Genomic DNA, 18,388 nt, shown 5'->3' with positions numbered 1-18,388 from the left:
GTCCCCTGTGCCGGGGTGACGGAGGGGAACGATCTGACGTTCCGTAGCGGTGTCCTACCCACGGTGACGTCGGGCCGAACCCCCAAGATCGGTCGCGTGCGGTCAAGCCGAGGGGTCAGACCACGCCGTACAGGCGGTCCCCGGCGTCGCCGAGGCCCGGCATGATGAAGCCCTGCTCGTTGAGGCGGGAGTCGATCGCGGCGGTGACCACGCGGACCGGCGCGCCCGTCAGCTCCTGCTCCAGGTGCTTGAGGCCCTCCGGCGCGGCCAGCAGCACCACGGCGGTGACGTCGGTCGCGCCGCGCTCCAGCAGCAGCTTGGTCGCGGCGGCCAGGGTGCCGCCGGTCGCCAGCATCGGGTCCAGCACGTAGCACTGGCGGCCCGACAGGTCGTCCGGCAGGCGGGTGGCGTAGGTCTGCGCCTGGAGCGAGTCCTCGTTGCGGATCATCCCGAGGAAGCCGACCTCGGCGGTCGGCAGCAGCCGGGTCATGCCGTCGAGCATGCCCAGCCCGGCCCGCAGGATCGGCACGACCAGCGGCTTGGGGCTGGTGAGCTGCACGCCGTCGGCGTCGGTCAGCGGGGTCCGCACGGTGACGTCGGTCACCCGGACGTCGCGGGTGGCCTCGTAGGCCAGGAGGGTGACCAGTTCGTCGGCCAGCCGGCGGAACGTGGGCGAGTCGGTGTTCACGTCCCGCAGGGTGGTCAGCTTGTGCGCGACGAGCGGGTGGTCGACGGCGAGGGTCTGCATGGCCTCACCGTACCTTCGCGGGCGCCTCGGGTCGTCCCCCCGGGGGAGGGGCGCGGGACGTTCCGATTGGGGGGCGCTGAGCTGGGCACCATCCCGTTATGAACGGAGATCATGGCAACACGCGGCACCGGGCCGTACGGGTGCAGGAGAGCGCCCCCGACCCGCCCGCCTCCGGCTCCGGGCGGCGGAACGACGGCCGGGACGACGGCCGGGACGACGACGCGGTGACCGACCTCACGCCGGAGCAGATCCGCGAGCGGCTGCGCCGCCGCGCGGCCTTCCTGCGGGAACTCGCCGAGGCCCGCGAACTGCGGGAACGCGTCACCCCGCACCGTTCGCGCCGGGCCCGCATCCACGCCGCCCTGCGCCGCCGGACGTTCCGGAGCCTGTGAGCGGGGATCCAGTAGATTCCGCGCGAGGAGTCCCGGGCCCGCGGCGGGCCGGGCCGCCGCCGTGAAGTGCGCGTGCATTTCGGCGGTGAGGTACGCGAACACGCGCCGTATCTGCGACCATGCCCAGGGCAGGAACGGCGCCGGTGGGGTGGAAATGACGGATATGGACGCGACGGATTTCGCCGTCGTGGTGTACCGGGAAGACGACCGCTGGGAGGCGGAGGTCCTTCCGGTCGCGCTGACCGAGGATCTGGCGGGATTGATCCACGCGTTGCGTCAGCAGCCGAGCCTGGGCGGCACCATCGGCCTGGTGTCGGTCGGCGACGACTTCTTCGTGGCGATCCGGCTGCTGGGCGACGAGGAGATGGTCTTCCTGTCCGACGTCACCGCCTCGGTGGACTGGCCGCTGGCCCAGCAGGTGCTGGAGTACCTCGACATCCCGGTCCCCGAGGACGAGGAGCTGGACCAGGTGCTGCCGGTCGGCGACATGTCGATCTTCGCGGACCTGGGGCTGGACGAGATGGAGCTCGGCGCGATCTCCGGGGACCTGGAGCTGTACCCGGACGAGATGCTGCTGAGCGTCGCCTCCCGGATCGGGTTCGCGCCCGCGTTCGAACGCGCGCTGGACGCCGTCGTCTGACCGGGGGCGGCCCCGATTGGGACCCTCCCGAGGGTGTGACCGGGCCTGTCTGGTGAGTAACAATGAGCGGGTGTCCTACTTCGCCGCCGTCTTCGCGCGGACTCCGCAGGGGTGGGTCGGCGCCGAGGCCGTGCTCGCCGAGGCCGAGCACGTCGACGATGTCGCCGATCTGATGCGCGAGGCGGCCGTCGAGTCCTACGGCGACCCCGTGGTGCTGCTGATCGAGCAGGACGACGACTGGTTCGCCGTGGTGCGGCTGGACGGCGAGGACGAGCCGAGGGCGTTCGTGTCCACGGTGCGCGACGACGGGCTGGGCGGACTGTTCCACCAGCTGGTCGGGGACGTGCCGGAAGGGGACGCGGCCGGGGATCCCGGGCTGCTGGAGGACCTGGGCGTGCCCGCGCCGCAGATGACGGACCTGGCCGACAAGGCGCTGCCCGGCGACGCGCTGCTGCTGCTCGCCGAGATCGCGGGCTTCGGCGAGGAGTTCGACCGGCTGCGTGACTGACACGGTGACCGATCTCACACTGGCGTACCACGACGCGATGCGCGCGGCGCTGGCCGAGGCACGGGCGGCGGGCGAGGCCGGGGACGTCCCGGTGGGCGCGGTGGTGCTGGACGAGGCCGGAACGGTCATCGGCGCCGGCCACAACGACCGGGAGCGCACCGGCGACCCCACCGGCCACGCCGAGATCGTCGCGATGCGCGCCGCCGCCGCCGTCCGGGGCGAGTGGCGGCTCTCGGGCTGCACGCTGGTGGTGACGCTGGAGCCGTGCACGATGTGCGCGGGCGCGGCCGTGCAGGCGCGGATCGACCGCATCGTGTACGGCGCGGTCGACCTGAAGGGCGGCGCGGTGGGGTCGCTGTGGGACGTCGTCCGGGACCGCCGCCTGAACCACCGGCCCGAGGTCGTCGCCGAGGTCATGGCCGACGAGTGCGCCGCCCCGCTAATCGAGTTCTTCAGCACTCGCAGAGTCCGGTAGGCTCTTTCGCGGTGGTGTCGCCTAGTGGACGAGGGCGCACGCCTCGAAAGCGTGTGAAGTGCAAGCTTCCGTGGGTTCGAATCCCACCACCACCGCCACCGAAAAGGGCCACTGAGCTGCGGAAACAGCTCAGCGGCCCTTTTGCGTTAGTGATCATTGCGGCACCGTCGCGGCACGGGACGCGGATCGCCCCGACCTGAAGGCGGCCGAGCCGGTGGCCGCGCGCGGGCACCGATGGGAGTGGGACGCCGTCGGCGCCATCCAAGAGGCCGCACGCGAGAGACGAGATCATTCAACGATCACGGCTCAGGAGGCAATGCCGCTGGCGGCGGTCTGGGAGACCGGCGGTATCGCGCTGCCCCGCTCGCTGGCGACCGTGGCCCTGGTAGGGAAGGCGGTGGTCTACGGGGTGCGCCACGGTCCGCATGGGTCTGGCCCGCCGCTCGTCGGCTGGTCGACATGGTCGGGTACCCGAGGCTGGCGGCTAGGGCCTGTTTCAAAGTGGGCCTCAGCCACGCACGCGAGCGCGTTACCTGACCTGCGGGCCCGACGCCGAAGGCGAGGGCCCGCAGGTCAGATCGCGAAGCGATGTCGCGCTCGCCAAGCCCTGGTGAGGTGCGAGCCGCCAGGCGAGCGCCGTGGGCCAGGGCTTGGAAACACGCCCTAGTCCTGACCGGGAAGTTCCCGACGCTCGTCCAGGTCTTTGAGGACACGGACGATCTCGGGGGCGAGCTGCCGGGCGCGGGCCTCGGTGAGGGGGCCCTGGCGGCCGTGGTGGTTGTCGATCCGGAGGTAAGGGTGATCGAGGCCGTTGTACGGGCCCTGGTAGGTCACCGCGTTGTCGCGCAGGTGGGTCGCCTCCAAGCTGATCTTGTGCTTGATGAGGAGGTCCGTGGCCTCCTTGCCGCCCGGGGTGTCGAGAAGGGCCTTGCGCAGCAAGATGTCTGACTTGAGGCGGTGTACGAACCACTCGGCGTTCATGACGCGGTGCGACTCCTCCTGCAGGTCGCCCTTCTTGGCGGCTTCGCGCGCCGTCTCAAGGTCTTTCTCCGCTGCGCGCAGGTGCTCTTCGGCGGCGGGGATGTCGCCGCGCAGGGTGGCGTCGTCGCCCTGGTAGACGCGGCCGGTGATGCCGTCGGTGAAGGCGGCGAACGACGTGCGGTCGAAGTCGGGGGCCTTGGGCTTGTTCGGCAGCTTGCCGAGAGTGCCGAGGCCCTTCGAGCCGAAGATCCTGCCGAGGAAGGACGGCACGGCGAAGCCGACGGCCCGCATCTTGTGGCCGTTGTTCCAGTCGTCGCGAATCGGCTGGGTCGCGTCGTCCCACATCGCCTTGCCGCTGTCGACGGGATTGGTGACCAGCTGCTCAAGGCCCTTCCAGTTGTCGCCGGAGCTGTCGCACACCGGCACCAGGCAGACGGCGAAGACGACGCCGTCCTTGACGTCCGTCACGGCGCTCACGACGCCCCGGCGGACGCCGTCGGTGAGGCCGCAGGCCCAGTCGAGCCAGTCGACGCAGTTGCCGTCGTCGGGTGCGGGCCTGGCCTCGGCCGGTTCCGCGAGCGGCCGGGCGGGCGCCGGGCGGTCGTCGCCGCAGTCCTCATCGGCGGTGACCCGGCACACCGCCGCCTGCACGTGGTCGGAGACCTGCCCCGGCAGTCCCGTGCTCAGCAGCGCGGCCACGATCGCCGCGACGAGCAGGAGCAGCGCGGCGTACCCGACCGCGCCCTCGCCCCGATCGGGCGCCGGACGGGCGGCGGGCCGCAGGCGCCCGGCGGCCAGGACGATGATCGTCAGCGGGAGGGCCAGGCCGACCAGCCCCCACGGGTCGCCGTCGGCCACCCGTGCGAGCTGCCAGAGGACGTATCCCGCCTGGAGCGCCACGACCAGCCACCAGGTGCGGGCCCGAGGGACGGCGAGCGACCGGGCGGCCAGCAGGGCGGCGGCGGCCGGTACGGCGAGCACGAGGGCCGTCCCGAAACCGGCGGCGCCCCCGTCCAGACGCCACGCCTCAACGGCCGCCATGAGGGTGAGGAAGGCCACCACGCCCAAAAGGACCCGGACCGTCCGGGGACCGCGCATTCCGTATCTCCCAGCTTGGCTTGGAACGAACCAAACCTAGAGATCACCGCTGCCCCTCCCCAGGGCCTGAGGACCCAGGGCGGACCCCGAACTCACGCCGGGTGAAGCGGCGGAGGTTCGTGGCAGCGTTCCGGAGATCTCCCGCAGACCCACCTCACCTGGTGCCATGTCGCCCGCCCGCGTGCAGCATCCACGCGGTTCGTCGACCGTCGTCGTGCCGTGCGCAACGGTGCCCTGTTTCGGGGGCGGTGATCTCCAGCATGGATTGCAGGTCCCACGCCCCGGCGACGTCGAGGACGGATTACCGGCCGGTCGTGACGGCCTCGCCGTCGAGCCTGCCGGGCAGGCGAGGCGGATGGTCGGGACCGGGTCGCGTCGTCATGAACCCGGCCCGGTCCCGTTCGCCCCGCCCCACGGCGCCCCCGTCGGGCGTCTTGTCGACCGTCAAGACGTGGAGGCGCCGGGGTCGGCTCAGACGTCGGCGGCGCAGAAGATCTTCATCGAGGTGACCTTGTTGTCCCCGACCTTCACCTTGCTCAGGTCGGGGACCTTGCGCAGGTTCCCCGGAACGCCGCCGATGCGCTTCCAGGTGGAGGACTTGCCCTTGTACTTGAAGTCGCGGAAGAGCTGCACCTTGCACACCTTGTCGATCTTGGCCGAGCTGTACTTGTTGTCCATCGGGATGTTGGTGCCCGGCCACTTGTAGTGGCGCAGGTTGATGTAGTCGCCCACCGGCATGCACACCCCCCGGCCGCCGAAGTTCTTCTTGTCATAGAAGGAGACGTAGCAGGCCTTGGCCTGCACCTTCGCCTCGCCCGTGGCGGCGGGACGCGCCACCGGCGCGGCCTGCGCGGTCCCCGCGAGGGGCAGCGCGAGCGCGGCCCCCATGCCGAGTACGGCCGCCGTGCGGATCACCTTCGACATCCCCGTTTTCCTTTCGTCGGCACCTGCTTCCCTACCGAGGGTGCCGATTTCGGACAGGCGACGTCATGTGCCCTTGGCACCAATTTGGTCCGTCCGGATTAGCGCCAAGAGGCCAGGCCCACCGCGGGGCCCCGGTGCGTCGGCCTCGCGGACGCGGCGCCCCTTCTCCGTCGGGGGTGGTGTCAGCCGCGCTGCTGGACGCACTTGGAGAGTTCGCGGATCTTGGTGGGCTTGGAGTCCCAGAGCTTCTTGCGGCCCTTGGTCTTGCCGTTGACCTTGATGCACTTGGGCCAGTACTGACCGGTGCGCCAGACCTTGAGCCACCTGGCCTGCTTGCAGTGGTTGTTGAAGTAGATCGTGGTGCTGACGTTCCCGTCGCCCCACGACCAGTTGATGCACTTGCCGTGCCCGCGGTGGACCTTCTTGGCGCCCACCTGGGGCGCCTGGGCGGACGCGGACGCCGGGGCGGGCGCCTGGGCCGCCGCCGGGGCGGTGAGCGTCGCCAGCGCGGTCGCCGACGCCGCCGCGATCACGCTGATCCTGGTGCTCGACATCATCGAACCCCTCTCCGGTGTGCAGCGGGGCGCACACCCGTGGTGAGCAAGGCAGGCAGCGTATAAGCGCGCCCCTTGCGTTGTTTAGGCACCAGGGCACTAATTCCGACCCAGAAGGCCTTTTTCTGGATGTTCGTGGCGTGGTGGCCGGGGCCCGTCCCCGCGGGCGGCGGGTCAGCGGCGGGCCGTGATCCTGGTGGGGAGGGTCGCGAAGCCGTGGTTGTTGGAGGAGCGGATGCGCTGGGCCGCGGACTCGTCGATCTCGTAGTCGGCCACCACGGAGGTGAGCTCCTGGAGCGCGACGCGCGCCTCCAGCCGTCCCAGGTTCGCGCCCAGGCAGTGGTGGCGGCCGCTGCCGAAGGTGATCGCCGCGCCGGTGTCGCGGTCCAGGTCGAAGCGCTCGGGGTCGGGGAACACGCGCGGGTCGCGGTTGGCCGCCGCCGCCAGCAGCACGACGCGGGCCCCGGCGGGAACGACGGTGTCGTGCAGCGCGACGTCACGGGTGGCGGTGCGGGCGATGGTCTGGGTCGGCGGGCTGTGCCGCAGCGTCTCGGCCACCCAGTCGTCGACGCGCCCGCCGAACGCCCCGGCCCGCTCGTCCGGGTGCCGCCACGCGGCGTACCAGGCGTTGCCCAGCAGCAGCATCGTGGTCTCGATGCCCGCGCCGACCAGCAGGATCAGCACCCCGACGATCTCCTCGGGGGTGAGCCGGTCGTCGCCCTCGGCGGCGTCCAGCAGGCCCGACAGCAGGTCGTCGCGGCGCTCGCGGGCCCGCTCGATCGTCAGCTCGGTGTAGTAGCCGACCAGCGCGCCGATGGCCTGCAGCGCCTCCGGCGGCAGGTCGGCGGGGTCGGCGTCGTCGTCGGGGCGGTACATGACGGCCTTGCCGAGCTCGCGGACCCGGGCGCGGTCGGCCTCGGGGACGCCGACCAGCTCGGAGATCACGTCCGTGGGGAACGCGCCGGCGAAGTGCATCATGTCGAACGCGTCGCCCTCCAGCAGCGGCCGCAGGTGGGCGCGGGCGATCTCGCGCAGCCGCGGCTCCAGGCCCTGGACGCGGTGCTGGGTGAAGGCGCGCGACACCAGCCCGCGCATGCGGGTGTGCTTGGGCGGGTCCATGGCGACGAAGGAGAAGAAGCGCTCGGCGTCCGGACCCCAGAAGGCCGGTTCGAGGCGGAGCCCGTTGACGTTGGAGAACCGGTCGGAGTCGCGCAGCGCGGCGACCACGTCGGCGTGCCGCGACAGCGCCCAGAAGTCGTCGTCGGGATTGTGGTAGACCGGCGCCTCCTCCAGCAGCCGCGCGTAGACCGGGTAGGGGTCGCGCTGGATGCCGGGGTCGAAGGGGCTGTAACGCAGGTCCATGGAGGCCTCTCCGGATCGTCGGTTGCCGCACCACGGTGATCATGTCGTGCTTCGCGGTGATACGCCATGGTCTGTTCGAGACGGTCGGAGAGGCGGCCGGGCCGTCCGGGGTGCACAATGGCGAAGATCTATTGGTTGCGAGGTGGCCGTGGACACTGAGCCGGTTCCGCGCGGGATCGACCCGTCGCAGGCGCATCCAGCACGCCGGTACAACTACTGGCTCGGCGGAAAGGACAACTTCGCGGCCGACCGGGCCTCGGCCGCGACGGTCGCCGAGGCCTTCCCGACCGTGCACCTGTCGGCGATCGAGAACCGCCGCTTCATGCAGCGGGCGGTGACGTACCTGGCCCGGGACGTCGGCATGCGGCAGTTCCTCGACATCGGCACCGGCCTGCCCTCGGCGGGCAACGTGCATGAGATCGTGCAGGAGATCGCGCCGGAGGCGCGGGTCGTCTACGTCGACAACGACCCGGTCGTGCTGGTGCACGCACGCGCGCTGCTGACCGGCGTCCGGCCGGACTCGCTCGCCTACATCGACGCCGACCTGCGCGACCCCGACAAGATCATGAATGATCCCGCCCTGCTGCGCACCCTGGACCTGGACCGGCCGGTCACCCTGCTGCTGGTGGCGATCCTGCACTTCATCACCGACGAGGAGGGGCCGTACGAGATCGTCCGGCGGCTGCGCGAGCGGCTCGCCCCCGGCAGCCACCTGGTGATCACCCACGCGGCCCGCGACCATCTCACCCCCGAGCGGTACGCCGCCAACGTCGAGGCCAACGAACGCAGCGGCGTACCGTTCCGGCTCCGCTCGCGCGCGGAGTTCGCGCGCTTCTTCGAGGGGCTGGAGCTGCTGGAGCCGGGGATCACCTCGGTCCTCGACTGGCGGCCGGACGGCGCGCGGCGCCGCCCCAGCGTCGAGGACGTCTCCATGTGGTGCGGTGTCGCCCGGGTCCCGTGACGCCGGGCGACGGGTTCAGCCGACGGTCACGAGGGTCACCCCCGCGGCGGCGACGACCAGGCCGAGGCGCTGGACGGTGCGCAGCCGCTCGCTGTAGGCGATCCGGGCCAGCAGGACCGTGATCGCCGGGTAGAGCGAGGTCAGGACGGCGGCGAGGCTGAGCATCCCGGCGTTGACGGCCAGGAAGTACAGGATGTTCGCGGTCGCGTCCAGGGCGCCCGACAGCAGGGCCAGGCCGATCGGGAGGCGGCCCCGCAGGCGGGGGCCGGCCGTGCCGGGGCGCAGCAGGGCCAGGGCGAGCAGGGCCGCGGCGACGGCGGCGAGGTTGCCCAGCCGGGCGCCGACCAGGGGCCACAGGCCCGCGCCGTCCCCGGCCTGCTTGAGCAGGATGAAGAAGATCCCGAACAGCACGCCGGAGACCCCGGCCATGAGGGGGCCGTTGGCGAGCGGGCCGCGCCCGGCGGGGGCGTCGGCCTCCTCGTTCTCCTCCATGCTGACCAGGACGATCGCGACCAGGCAGAGGAGGACCCCGGCCAGGACGCCGGGTTCCAGGCGCTCGCCGCGCGCCACGCCGACCGCGATCGGCAGCAGGGACGCCGCCAGCGCCGACACCGGCGCGACGACGCTCATCGGGCCCTGCGCCAGCGCCCGGTAGAACGTGATGAGCCCGGCGCCGCCCGCCAGGCCCGCGCCGGCCCCCCAGGCCAGGGCGGGGGCGGCGGGCGTGCCGCCGACCGCCAGCGCGCTGGCCAGGATCAGCGCCATGCCCGCCGGGACGGCCCACACCAGCGCCTTCAGGGCCGAGGCGTGCCGGGCCGCCGCGCCGCCGAGGAAGTCGGCGACGCCGTAGGTCATCGCGGCCGCGAGCGCCAGGGTGATCACCATTCGGGGCCGCCGATCAGGCGGGACCCGATCCGGACGTCCGGGGAGAGGGCGCGCAGGCGGCCGGTCAGGTCGTCGCCGGCGGCGCGCAGGCGGTCGAGGGGGTAGGGCTCCAGGCGTTCCAGCAGGAACAGGTGGTTCTCGGTGGTCTCGGTGATGCGGGTGCGCACGCACTGCCGCCAGTTCCAGCGGCGGCAGGTGACGCCCCTGTCGTCGCGCCAGACGACCTCGCCGGGGTCGGGGTGCTCGACGGCGGGCTCGCCGCCGGCCGTGATGTCGAACGGCTCGTCGCCCGCCGCGCGCACCAGGCGGGCGGGCCCGGCGTAGGCGTCGAGGTCCTCGCCGCCGACCGGGAGGGCGTGCTCGACGCTGACGGCGTTGTAGGCGTCCACGACCCGGTTGATGGCGGGCAGGGAGCCGGCGCGGCGCAGCAGGGCGTCCACGGAGGGGCGGGTGCGCTTGGGCTTGGCGCCGAACGCCCGGTACGCCTCGTGCCAGGCCGCGACGTGCGGGTCGGCGGGGTCGGCGCGCTCGGCGGCGGCGGTGAGCCAGTCGGTGGAACGGGTGTCGCTGGGGCCGTTCGGCAGGCCCTCGGCGGTGATGACGAGCACCGCGAAATCCGGGCGCAGCTCACGCACGGCCCCGGTCACGGTGACCTGGTCGAGCATCTGGGGGTTCTCCTCCGACGGCGGTCATTTAAGTGAACTGTATATAGCATCTTAACGACCGACGGCGACTGGCCTACCCTTGCCGTCGGGAGGATGACGTGAACGATCAGGAAGCCGTCGGCGAGGCCGTCGCCCACACCGTGCGCGCGCTGCGCGCCGAGCACGGCTGGAGCCTGGACGAGCTGGCCGGGCGCGCCGGGGTGAGCAAGGGCGTCCTGGTCGGCCTGGAGCAGGGCCGGGGCAATCCCAACCTCGGCACCCTCATCCGCATCGCCGACGCCCTGCGCGTGCCGTTGACCCGGCTGGTGCAGGTCGAGGAGCAGCCCGCGGTGCGGGTCTTCCCGCCGGACCGGCAGGTGGTGCTGTGGCGGGGCGAGCGCGGCGGGACCGGAACGCTGCTGGCGGGCGGGGATCCGCGTCCGGCGCTGGAGATGTGGCACTGGGACCTGCTGCCGGGCGAGGAGCGCGCGAGCGACGCCCACCAGCCCGGCACCCAGGAGATCATCTATGTGGAGTCCGGCGAGCTCACGCTGCGCGTGGACGGCCGCAGCGACCGGCTCGGACCGGGCACGGCGGCGGTGTTCGCCGGGGACCGGCCGCACTCCTACCGCAACGACACCGATCGCGAACTCCGGTTCGTCATGGCCGTTCTGGACCGTTGAGCTACGCATTCCGGGCTCGCCGGGCCACTATGGGGGGAGCCACTCTGAACGATGCGCTGATCGGACGTGCGAACGCTTGTCAGGACCCACCGTCACCGTCGATGATCCCCCGACAAGACTCGTCGCCGAGCTGAGGGGTCGGAAACGGTGAACGGAGCACCACGCAGCCAGGGCCGGACCGCGGTCACCGGCGCGGTGATGTCGCTGTCCCCGGACACGGCGTGGCACGCGGTCCCCGCCGCGGTCGTGGAGTCCCCGCACCTGCTGACCGGGGTCGCGGTCGCGGCGTCCGGTGAGATCTGGGTGGTGGGCAACGTCGGCCAGCAGCCCCTCGCCGCGCGGTGGGACGGCTCGGCGTGGACCCTGCCGCCCGGTCCCCCCGAGGACCCGGCGCTGGTGGGGGCGGGGTTGCAGGGCGTGACGCTGTTCCCCGGCGACGCGCGGCCCGCGCCGGACGCGTCCCGGCCCGGCGCCGGAACACCGTCCGCCGACACGACCTCCCCTGCCGGTCCTCCTCCCGGTCTGCGGGTTATCCCCTCCCCCGCGGACGGCCGGGACGACCGGTTCAACGGCGGCGCGGAGCGGACGCGGCGGCCCGCGTTGCGGGTGGTGCCGGGGACGGAGCCGGCCGGTCCGCGCGCGGTGGCGGTCGGCGGCGGCTACGACCGGGTCGCCGGGACCGAGGTGCCGATCATCCGGCACTGGGACGGGCGCGCGTGGACGGCGTGGGGCTCCTGGGGCGGGCCCGGCCTCGACAGCGGCTACGTGCTGACGGACGTCACGGCGGTCGGCGCGGACGAGGCGTGGGCGGTCGGGCACGGCTTCCCGTGGGGGACGCCGGCCGGTCCGGTCGCGCTGCGCTGGGCGGACGGCGACTGGCGCCCCGCGCCGCTGCCGAAGATCGCCAAGGGGAAGCTGCTGGCGGTCGCCGCGCACGGCCCGGACGAGGTGTGGGCGGTCGGGGCCGACGACCGCAGCGGGCTGATCCTGCGGTACGACGGGGCGGAGTGGCGGCGCGCGGCGAGCCCGGCGACGCGGTTCCCGCTGACCGACGTCGCGGTGTGCCCCTCGGGCGAGGCGTGGGCGGTGGGCCGCGACCACGTGCTGCGCTGGGACGGCCGCCGGTGGCGGCGCGTCAAGGCCCCGGTGGCCGCCGCCAACACGGTCACCGCGCTGTCCCCCGAGGAGGTCTGGGTGGCGGGCGGCCGGGGCGAGCTGGCCCGCTTCGACGGCCGCCGCTGGGAGACGATGGCGGCCCCGCAGCCGTTCGGCACGGCGGCGGTGTGGCTGGCGTCGGCGGCCTCCGGGCCGGGCGCCTGGCTGGTGGGCACCCGCCAGGTGACCCGCGCGGGCGCGCCCGACGACGCGCGGACCATCCCCGTCCAGACCCGCGAGAGCTGACCCGCCGCTCGGGCTCAGCCGCTCAGGCGGACGGGCATGGCCAGGTAGCGGAAGCCGGTGTCGCCGTTCTCGTCGAGGGCCTCGTCCTCGTTCTCCGGGTCGGGGATGCCGGTCAGCAGGGCCGCCTTGGTGGGGCCCGTGCACTCCAGCCGGGCGTACCGGGAGTGGACGCCGTTCAGGCCGTCCAGCAGGTACTGCGGGCTGAACGCGATGTCGATCTCCGGGCCGACCAGCTCGGCGGGCATGGTCTCGTTGGCGCGGGCGGCGTCCCCGGCGGCGGCGCGGATCTGCACCTGGCCGCCGCCGAACGCCAGCCGGACCGGGGTGCTGCGCTCGGTGACCAGGGCCACGCGCTTGATCGCCTCGACGAACGGGGCGGTCTGGACCTTCGCGGTGGAGGTCCAGTCGCCGGTGAGGCGGGAGCGGTAGTTGATGAACTGGTCGTCCAGCAGGCGGGTCGTCATGCTCCGGCCGCCCATGGAGATGCCGATCAGCGAGTCGGTGATGCCGGTCAGCGACAGCGACACCTCGTCGCCGGGGCGGATCGCCTTGGCGACGTCGGCGAGGGTGCGGGCGGGGACGACGACCCCGGCGGTGAAACCCTCCTGGTCGGGGCTCCAGGGCAGCTCGCGGGCGGCGATGCGGTAGCGGTCGGTGCAGGCCATCCGCAGGACGTCGCCGTCGAAGTCGACGCGCACGCCGGTCAGCATCGGGAGGGTGTCGTCGCGTCCGGCGGCGGGGGTGACCTGGCCGACGGCCTCGGCGAACACGTCACCGGAGACCGTTCCGGCGCGGTCGGGGACGTCGGGCAGGGTCGGGTAGTCCTCGACCGGCATCACCTGGAGGCCGAACTCGGCGCTGCCGCAGCGCACGACGACCTCGCTGCCCTTGAGGGCGACGTCGACGGGCTCGGCGGGCAGGTTCCGCACGATCTCCGACAGGAGGCGGCCGGGGACCAGCACGCGGCCGGGCTCGGCGACGTCGGCCTCGGTGCGGACCTTGGTGGACACCTCGTAGTCGAACCCGGCCAGGGTCAGGGCCCCCTCGGCGGTCGTCTCGACGAGCATGCCCGCCAGGACGGGCAGGGCCGGACGCGACGGAAGGGTGCGCGCCGCCCAGGCGACGGCGTCGGCCAACGCGTGACGTTCGACGCGGAACTCCATGAACTGCCCCCATCTCCAGGCTCGGCGCGCGACCGCCCCGCGCGGGCGGGGCGGCCACGAGGAGCACATTACGGGCCGGGTCTGACAGAACCTGACATCCGGGTTCTCCCCCGTCCGGGGGAGGTGAAAAGCCCGTGAGGGGGAAGGCCCGCGGGGGTGCCGGGGGCGAGCCTTGACTCATGAACGCGACTGGAACGGCCCGCCTCCACGACGGAATCGGGCGGGGAGTGCGGGGGTGGGCGGCCTACGGGGCCGCCGCGTGGGGACTGCTGTTCGCGGCCGTCCACGTCTACTGGGTGCTCGGCGGGCGGTGGGGGCTGCCCGCGGGGATGGACCTGTTCTCCAACACGGCCCTGCTGGTCATCGACATCATCGCCGTTCCGGTGTCGCTGGGGGCGACGGCACTGGCGCTGTCGCTGGTCAACGCGTGGGGGCGGTGGGTCCCGGCGCGGCTCCGGGCGCTGGGCGCGTGGGGCGCGGCGGCGCTGATGACCGTGCACGCGCTGCCGACGGTGCCGGACTGGGCGGCGCTGGCGACCGGGACGAGGACGACGGGCGACTTCACCGGGAACGAGCGGTTCGTGACGTTCCTGTACGAGCCGTGGTTCATGGCGGGCGGGGTGCTGTTCGGGCTGGCGGCGTTCGGGTTCCACCGGGCGCGGAGGTGACCGCCGCCGGGCGGGGGCCGGCGGCGGTCATCCGGGTCAGGCGAGCTGGGAACGGAGTTCGAACCGGTGGCGGAGTTCGAGGTCGAGCAGGAAACGCTTGCGCTCCAGGCCGCCGCCGTAGCCGGTGAGGCCCCCGGTGGAGCCGATGACGCGGTGGCAGGGGATGATCACGCCGATGGGGTTGCGGCCGTTGGCGAGGCCGACGGCGCGGGAGGCGTTGGGGTTGCCCAGCTCCTCGGCGATCTGGCCGTAGGTGACGGTCTCGCCGTAGGGGATGGTCCGCAGGACGTCCCAGACGCGGCGCCGGAACGGGGTGCCGCGCGGGTCCAGCGGCAGGTCGAACTCGGTGAGCTCCCCCGCGAAGTAGGCGGCGAGCTGCTCGGCGACCGCCGGGAACGGCCCGGTCGCCGGGTCGGCGTACTCCCCGAACGTCTCGCCGGCGGGGCGGTGGCGCTGGTCTTCCATGTAGAGCGCCGACAGCCGCCCGTCTTCGGCGACGAGGGTCAGCGGGCCGCAGGGACTGTCGATGACGGTGTGGAGGGGCATCGGGGGCCTTTCAGGCGGCGGGCAGGTGGTTGATGGCGTGGTCGCCGGTGGCCCAGAGGTACTGGACGGCGTAGGCCCGCCAGGGCCGCCAGGCGGCGGCGCGGCGGGTCAGCGCGGCGGGGGTGGCGGGCAGGTCGAGCGCCCGCGCGGCGACCTTGACGCCGAGGTCGGTGGGCAGGAACGCGTCGGGGTCGCCCAGGGCGCGCATGGCGATCGTCTCGATCGTCCACGGGCCGACGCCGGGGAGCGCGGCGAGCCCGGCGCGGGCCCGGTCCCAGTCGGCGCCGACGCCGAGGTCGACGGCCCCGGACGCCAGCGCGCCGATCAGGGTGGTGAGCGTCGTGCGACGGGTCCGGGGCATGGCGAGCGCGTCGGGGTCGAGGCCGGCCAGGGCCTCCGGCGTCGGGAATAGGTGCGTCAGGCCGCCCGCCGGGTCGTCGACCGGGTCGCCGTGGGCGGTGACGAGGCGGGCCGCATGGGTGCGGGCGGCGGCCGTCGACACCTGCTGGCCCAGCACGGCCCGGACGGCGAACTCCTCGGCGTCGGCGGTCTTGGGCACGCGCCGTCCGGGGGCCTTGCCGACCAGCGGGGCCAGGGCCGGGTCGGCGCGCAGCAGGTCGTCCACGGCGACCGGGTCGGCGTCCAGGTCCAGCATCCACCGGCACCGGCTGATCGCGATCGTGAGGTCGCGGAGGTCGGTGAGGGTGAGCGTGCAGGCCACATGGTCGGGGCGCGGGCTCAGCGCGGCGATGCCGTGGCCGTTCGGCAGCCGCAGCGCGCGGCGGAACGCGCCGTCGCGCCACTCCTCCACGCCGGGCACGGCGGTCGCCGCGAGGTGGCCGAACAGGTTGTCGGGGCAGAGCGGCTCGCGGAACGGCAGCCGCAGCGACAGCGAGCCCGACGTCGCGGCCGGGTGCCCCCTGGCGACGCGGTCCCGCAGCTGGGTCGGGGTGAGCGCGAAGACCTCGCGGACGGTGTCGTTGAACGCGCGGATGCTGGCGAACCCGGCCGCGAACGCCACGTCGCCCATCGGCAGCGCCGTCGTCTCGATCAGCAGGCGCGCGGTCTGGGCGCGCTGCGCGCGGGCCAGGGCGAGGGGGCCCGCGCCGAGTTCGGCGCGGAGCTGGCGTTCGATCTGGCGGGTGCTGTAGCCGAGGCGGCTCGCCAGGCCGGGGACGCCCTCCCGGTCCACGACGCCGTCGGCGATGAGCCGCATGGCGCGGGCGACGACGTCGGCGCGGTGGTTCCACTCCGGCGAACCGGGGCTGGTGTCGGGGCGGCAGCGCTTGCACGCCCGGAACCCGGCCTGCTGGGCGGCGGCGGCGCTCGGGTAGAAGCGCATGTTCTCGGGTTTGGGCGGCACCACCGGGCAGCTCGGGCGGCAGTAGATCCCGGTCGTCACGACCCCGGTGAAGAACCACCCGTCGAACCGGGCGTCCTTCGACCGGACGGCCCGGACGCAACGCTCCACGTCCTCATGCATGGCTCCAGCATCACCGATGCTCACCAGCGCTCACTAGCGGAAAAGCGACATCACCGTCCGGCGTCGTCCGGGCGGGCGGCGTTCCTGACCTCCCGCGTAATCGATCTTATGTCGGCGGCCCGGCGGCGTGGGGGCGCCGAGAGAACGGAGAAGGACATGAGGGACGCGCGCGAGGCCGTCGAGCGGTACCTGGAGCTGTGGAACGAGACCGACGCCGCCGCCCGCCGGGCCGGGATCGACGAGGTGTGGGCCGAGGACGCCCGCTATGTCGACCCGCTCGGCGCCGCCGAGGGGCGGGACGCCGTGGACGCGACCATCGGGGCCGTGCGGGAGCGGTTCCCGGGATGGGTGTTCCGGCTCGTGGGAGAGGTGGACGCGCACCACGGGCAGGCGCGGTTCACCTGGGAGCTCGGGCCCGAGGGCGGGGAGGCCCCGGTGGTCGGGTCCGACGTCGCGGTGTTCGACGGCGACGGGCGGATCAGCAGGGTCTACGGGTTCCTGGACAGGGTGCCGGGCTGACGGCCGGGACCGGCGGTCACGGTCACAGCTGGCGGAGCGCTCCGCCGTCCACCGCCCACTCGGCCCCGGTGACCTGGGCCGCCAGCGGGGACAGCAGGTAGGCGATCACCCGGGCCACGTCCTCGGGGGTGCCGAGGCGGCCGGTGGGCAGGCGGCGCTCCCGCTTCACGAAGCGGTCCACCGCCCGCTCCACCGGCAGGTCGTACTGGGCGGCGAGCTGTTCGGCGAGGCCGCCGGGGGCGTCCCACAGGCGGGTGCGGGTCGGGCCGGGCGCGACGACGTTCGAGCGGATGCCGTGCGGCCCGAACTCGCCCGCCAGGGTCTTGGACACCGACAGCAGGGCGGTCTTGGCGGCGGCGTAGTCGACCAGGGGCGTGTCGGGGAAGCGGGCGGCCTCGCTGGAGACGTGGACCAGGCTGCCGCCGCCCTGGTCGCACAGGGCGGGGATGGCGGCGCGGGCCATGCGGACGGCGGAGTGGAGGTTCAGGTCGAAGGTGTGCCTCCACTGCTCGTCGGTGACGTCGAGGAAGCCGATGCGGGAGTCCAGGCCGCCCGCGTTGTTGACCAGGCCGTCGAGGCGGCCGTGCCGGTCCAGGGCGGCGTCGACGGCGCGCTGCGCGGCGGCCGGGTCGGCGACGTCGGCCTCGACCGCGTCGAACCCCTGCTCGACCAGGGCTTTCACATGGCGGGCCACGCCGACCGGGACCGCTCCCTCGGCGGCGAGCAGGCGGACGGTCGCCTCGCCGATGCCCGCCGACGCGCCCGTGACGATGATGACCTTTCCGGTCAGTTCGAGATCCATGGCCCCACGGTCGCGTGCCCGCGCGCACCCGCCCAGCTCCCGGCCGTTCGTACCACTGGCAGGATCAGGCTCGTGGCATCCGAAATGGGCGAGTTTCTGAAATCGCGGCGGGCCCGTCTGCGCCCCGAGGACGTGGAGCTGCGCGCCTACGGCGGGCGGCGGCGCGTGCCGGGGCTGCGGCGGGAGGAGCTGGCGCAGGTCGCGGGGGTCAGCGTCGCCTACTACATCCGGCTCGAACAGGGCACCGCCGACAACGTCTCCGCCGAGGTCCTGGACGCGATCGCGCGGGCGCTGCGGCTGACCCCGGACGAGCGGGCCCACCTGCACCGGCTCGCGCGCCCGCCGCGCCGCGCGCCCCGCGCCGAGGTCGTGCGGCTGCGCCCGCCGCTCCAGCACCTCCTGGACGCGATCACGCACGCCCCGGCGTACGTCGTGGGCCACTACACCAACGTCGTCGCCTGGAACCGGCTGACCGCCGCCGTGTTCGTGGACCTCGCCGACGTCCCGCCGGAGGAGCGCACCTGGTCGCACCAGATCCACCTGAACCCCGACTACCGCGCCCGCCTGGACGACAACTGGCTTCCGGTCGCCCGCCGCAACGTCGCCTACCTGCGGCTGCGCCTCGGCCAGGACCCGCACGACCCGAAACTGCGGGGCCTGGTGGACGAGCTGCTGGAACGCGGCGAGGAGTTCGCGCGGATGTGGGAGGAGCATCCCGTCGAGGACCTGCGGCACGGCGAGGCGCGGGTGCGGCATCCCGAGGTGGGGCGGCTGGTGCTGCCGTTCGAGACGCTGCACCTTCCGGGGGACCCGGACCTGAGCCGCCTGATGCTGTACGCGGCCGAGCCGGGGTCGCCGTCGGAGGCCGCGCTGCGGAGGCTCGCCGAGACCGGCGCGCACCGGTCGAGCGCGGAGCTCTGACCGCCCGGCCTCCCTCCTGACCTACGATCT

At 73.5% G+C, this 18,388-nt stretch carries 21 protein-coding genes and 1 tRNA gene; 11 read left to right on the top strand and 11 right to left on the bottom strand.

Translation table 11 applies throughout. The annotated features are described in order from the left end of the window. Positions 1-115: 115 nt before the first annotated feature. The gene (upp, locus tag HNR61_RS10825) at positions 116-748 is read right to left on the bottom strand and encodes a uracil phosphoribosyltransferase (protein ID WP_182842960.1); all 633 of its coding nucleotides are present in this window, start codon (positions 746-748) and stop codon (positions 116-118) included. A gap of 98 nt (positions 749-846) precedes the next feature. Between upp and HNR61_RS10820 the strand changes: the two genes are divergently transcribed. The 5 genes from HNR61_RS10820 to HNR61_RS10800 all read left to right on the top strand — a co-directional run bounded on the left by HNR61_RS10820 (position 847) and on the right by HNR61_RS10800 (position 2,861). Then, positions 847-1,140: a hypothetical protein gene (locus HNR61_RS10820; RefSeq protein ID WP_182843241.1), complete on the top strand. Its 294-nt coding sequence runs from the start codon at positions 847-849 to the stop codon at positions 1,138-1,140. A 154-nt stretch (positions 1,141-1,294) separates the two neighbouring features. Next, entirely contained in the window at positions 1,295-1,780 is a 486-nt protein-coding gene (locus HNR61_RS10815; RefSeq protein WP_182842959.1) for a tRNA adenosine deaminase-associated protein, read from the top strand. Positions 1,781-1,832: 52 nt separating this feature from the next. Beyond that, on the top strand, positions 1,833-2,288 hold the full coding sequence (locus HNR61_RS10810) for a tRNA adenosine deaminase-associated protein (RefSeq protein WP_312897841.1): 456 nt from the start codon (positions 1,833-1,835) through the stop codon (positions 2,286-2,288). Between the two features lie 37 nt (positions 2,289-2,325). Continuing rightward, positions 2,326-2,763: a tRNA adenosine(34) deaminase TadA gene (tadA, locus tag HNR61_RS10805; RefSeq protein ID WP_182843213.1), complete on the top strand. Its 438-nt coding sequence runs from the start codon at positions 2,326-2,328 to the stop codon at positions 2,761-2,763. 10 nt (positions 2,764-2,773) lie between these two features. Beyond that, a tRNA-Ser gene (locus HNR61_RS10800) sits at positions 2,774-2,861 on the top strand. A 565-nt stretch (positions 2,862-3,426) separates the two neighbouring features. On the opposite strand, the gene HNR61_RS10795 is transcribed toward HNR61_RS10800, so the two are convergent. The 4 genes from HNR61_RS10795 to HNR61_RS10780 all read right to left on the bottom strand — a co-directional run bounded on the left by HNR61_RS10795 (position 3,427) and on the right by HNR61_RS10780 (position 7,682). Beyond that, on the bottom strand, positions 3,427-4,842 hold the full coding sequence (locus tag HNR61_RS10795) for a hypothetical protein (RefSeq protein ID WP_182842958.1): 1,416 nt from the start codon (positions 4,840-4,842) through the stop codon (positions 3,427-3,429). Between the two features lie 471 nt (positions 4,843-5,313). Beyond that, on the bottom strand, positions 5,314-5,766 hold the full coding sequence (locus HNR61_RS10790) for a beta/gamma crystallin domain-containing protein (protein ID WP_182842957.1): 453 nt from the start codon (positions 5,764-5,766) through the stop codon (positions 5,314-5,316). 182 nt (positions 5,767-5,948) lie between these two features. Then, entirely contained in the window at positions 5,949-6,320 is a 372-nt protein-coding gene (locus tag HNR61_RS10785) for a hypothetical protein (protein WP_182842956.1), read from the bottom strand. Positions 6,321-6,494: 174 nt separating this feature from the next. Beyond that, positions 6,495-7,682: a cytochrome P450 gene (locus HNR61_RS10780; RefSeq protein ID WP_182842955.1), complete on the bottom strand. Its 1,188-nt coding sequence runs from the start codon at positions 7,680-7,682 to the stop codon at positions 6,495-6,497. Positions 7,683-7,830: 148 nt separating this feature from the next. Here HNR61_RS10780 and HNR61_RS10775 point away from each other — a divergent pair, with 148 nt between their 5' ends. Then, positions 7,831-8,643, top strand: coding sequence for an SAM-dependent methyltransferase (locus HNR61_RS10775; protein ID WP_312897840.1), 813 nt, complete (start codon positions 7,831-7,833; stop codon positions 8,641-8,643). A 15-nt stretch (positions 8,644-8,658) separates the two neighbouring features. On the opposite strand, the gene HNR61_RS10770 is transcribed toward HNR61_RS10775, so the two are convergent. Both HNR61_RS10770 and HNR61_RS10765 read right to left on the bottom strand, forming a co-directional pair. Next, on the bottom strand, positions 8,659-9,528 hold the full coding sequence (locus HNR61_RS10770; protein WP_182842953.1) for an EamA family transporter: 870 nt from the start codon (positions 9,526-9,528) through the stop codon (positions 8,659-8,661). Then, a complete protein-coding gene (locus HNR61_RS10765; RefSeq protein WP_182842952.1) occupies positions 9,522-10,193 on the bottom strand; it encodes a B3/B4 domain-containing protein in 672 nt (223 codons plus the stop codon). The genes HNR61_RS10770 and HNR61_RS10765 overlap by 7 nt, the downstream gene beginning before the upstream one ends. A gap of 98 nt (positions 10,194-10,291) precedes the next feature. Between HNR61_RS10765 and HNR61_RS10760 the strand changes: the two genes are divergently transcribed. Together HNR61_RS10760 and HNR61_RS10755 are read left to right on the top strand one after the other, a co-directional pair. Beyond that, on the top strand, positions 10,292-10,855 hold the full coding sequence (locus HNR61_RS10760; RefSeq protein ID WP_182842951.1) for a helix-turn-helix domain-containing protein: 564 nt from the start codon (positions 10,292-10,294) through the stop codon (positions 10,853-10,855). Between the two features lie 147 nt (positions 10,856-11,002). Continuing rightward, positions 11,003-12,256, top strand: a complete 1,254-nt coding sequence (locus tag HNR61_RS10755; protein WP_182842950.1) for a beta propeller repeat protein — start codon at positions 11,003-11,005, stop codon at positions 12,254-12,256. Between the two features lie 14 nt (positions 12,257-12,270). On the opposite strand, the gene dnaN is transcribed toward HNR61_RS10755, so the two are convergent. Further along, a complete protein-coding gene (gene dnaN / locus HNR61_RS10750) occupies positions 12,271-13,419 on the bottom strand; it encodes a DNA polymerase III subunit beta (protein WP_182842949.1) in 1,149 nt (382 codons plus the stop codon). 179 nt (positions 13,420-13,598) lie between these two features. On the opposite strand from dnaN, the gene HNR61_RS10745 reads away from it, so the two are divergent. After that, complete coding sequence (locus tag HNR61_RS10745) at positions 13,599-14,087, top strand: DUF3995 domain-containing protein (protein ID WP_182842948.1); 489 nt, start codon at positions 13,599-13,601, stop codon at positions 14,085-14,087. Positions 14,088-14,123: 36 nt separating this feature from the next. Here the strand turns inward: HNR61_RS10745 and HNR61_RS10740 are convergent, their stop codons facing one another. Together HNR61_RS10740 and HNR61_RS10735 are read right to left on the bottom strand one after the other, a co-directional pair. Then, a complete protein-coding gene (locus HNR61_RS10740) occupies positions 14,124-14,633 on the bottom strand; it encodes a methylated-DNA--[protein]-cysteine S-methyltransferase (protein ID WP_182842947.1) in 510 nt (169 codons plus the stop codon). Positions 14,634-14,643: 10 nt separating this feature from the next. Then, on the bottom strand, positions 14,644-16,116 hold the full coding sequence (locus HNR61_RS10735) for an AlkA N-terminal domain-containing protein (protein WP_182842946.1): 1,473 nt from the start codon (positions 16,114-16,116) through the stop codon (positions 14,644-14,646). Between the two features lie 156 nt (positions 16,117-16,272). Between HNR61_RS10735 and HNR61_RS10730 the strand changes: the two genes are divergently transcribed. Beyond that, positions 16,273-16,635 carry a nuclear transport factor 2 family protein gene (locus HNR61_RS10730; protein WP_182842945.1) on the top strand — a complete coding sequence of 121 codons (363 nt, stop codon included), beginning with the start codon at positions 16,273-16,275 and terminating at the stop codon, positions 16,633-16,635. A gap of 22 nt (positions 16,636-16,657) precedes the next feature. Here HNR61_RS10730 and HNR61_RS10725 read toward each other — a convergent pair whose 3' ends face one another. Continuing rightward, on the bottom strand, positions 16,658-17,437 hold the full coding sequence (locus HNR61_RS10725) for an SDR family NAD(P)-dependent oxidoreductase (RefSeq protein ID WP_182842944.1): 780 nt from the start codon (positions 17,435-17,437) through the stop codon (positions 16,658-16,660). Between the two features lie 72 nt (positions 17,438-17,509). On the opposite strand from HNR61_RS10725, the gene HNR61_RS10720 reads away from it, so the two are divergent. Then, positions 17,510-18,358, top strand: coding sequence for a helix-turn-helix domain-containing protein (locus HNR61_RS10720; protein ID WP_312897839.1), 849 nt, complete (start codon positions 17,510-17,512; stop codon positions 18,356-18,358). The last annotated feature ends 30 nt before the right edge of the window (positions 18,359-18,388 follow it).

It is taken from the genome of Actinomadura kijaniata (assembly GCF_014138665.1).
GTDB lineage: Bacteria > Actinomycetota > Actinomycetes > Streptosporangiales > Streptosporangiaceae > Spirillospora > Spirillospora kijaniata.
The sequence above is the reverse complement of the archived record's forward strand: the minus strand, read 5'-3'. Positions and strand labels throughout refer to the sequence as shown.

Excerpts from the sequence above, each read along its gene's own strand:
- HNR61_RS10815 (WP_182842959.1), top strand. The coding sequence starts at position 1,295 with ATGACGGATATGGACGCGACGGATTTCGCCGTCGTGGTGTACCGGGAA.
- HNR61_RS10770 (WP_182842953.1), bottom strand. The coding sequence starts at position 9,528 with ATGGTGATCACCCTGGCGCTCGCGGCCGCGATGACCTACGGCGTCGCC.
- HNR61_RS10795 (WP_182842958.1), bottom strand. The coding sequence starts at position 4,842 with ATGCGCGGTCCCCGGACGGTCCGGGTCCTTTTGGGCGTGGTGGCCTTC.
- dnaN (WP_182842949.1), bottom strand. The coding sequence starts at position 13,419 with ATGGAGTTCCGCGTCGAACGTCACGCGTTGGCCGACGCCGTCGCCTGG.
- HNR61_RS10735 (WP_182842946.1), bottom strand. The coding sequence starts at position 16,116 with ATGCATGAGGACGTGGAGCGTTGCGTCCGGGCCGTCCGGTCGAAGGAC.
- HNR61_RS10785 (WP_182842956.1), bottom strand. The coding sequence starts at position 6,320 with ATGTCGAGCACCAGGATCAGCGTGATCGCGGCGGCGTCGGCGACCGCG.
- tadA (WP_182843213.1), top strand. The coding sequence starts at position 2,326 with ATGCGCGCGGCGCTGGCCGAGGCACGGGCGGCGGGCGAGGCCGGGGAC.
- HNR61_RS10740 (WP_182842947.1), bottom strand. The coding sequence starts at position 14,633 with ATGCCCCTCCACACCGTCATCGACAGTCCCTGCGGCCCGCTGACCCTC.
- HNR61_RS10790 (WP_182842957.1), bottom strand. The coding sequence starts at position 5,766 with ATGTCGAAGGTGATCCGCACGGCGGCCGTACTCGGCATGGGGGCCGCG.
- upp (WP_182842960.1), bottom strand. The coding sequence starts at position 748 with ATGCAGACCCTCGCCGTCGACCACCCGCTCGTCGCGCACAAGCTGACC.
- HNR61_RS10765 (WP_182842952.1), bottom strand. The coding sequence starts at position 10,193 with ATGCTCGACCAGGTCACCGTGACCGGGGCCGTGCGTGAGCTGCGCCCG.
- HNR61_RS10745 (WP_182842948.1), top strand. The coding sequence starts at position 13,599 with ATGAACGCGACTGGAACGGCCCGCCTCCACGACGGAATCGGGCGGGGA.
- HNR61_RS10730 (WP_182842945.1), top strand. The coding sequence starts at position 16,273 with ATGAGGGACGCGCGCGAGGCCGTCGAGCGGTACCTGGAGCTGTGGAAC.
- HNR61_RS10725 (WP_182842944.1), bottom strand. The coding sequence starts at position 17,437 with ATGGATCTCGAACTGACCGGAAAGGTCATCATCGTCACGGGCGCGTCG.
- HNR61_RS10820 (WP_182843241.1), top strand. The coding sequence starts at position 847 with ATGAACGGAGATCATGGCAACACGCGGCACCGGGCCGTACGGGTGCAG.
- HNR61_RS10780 (WP_182842955.1), bottom strand. The coding sequence starts at position 7,682 with ATGGACCTGCGTTACAGCCCCTTCGACCCCGGCATCCAGCGCGACCCC.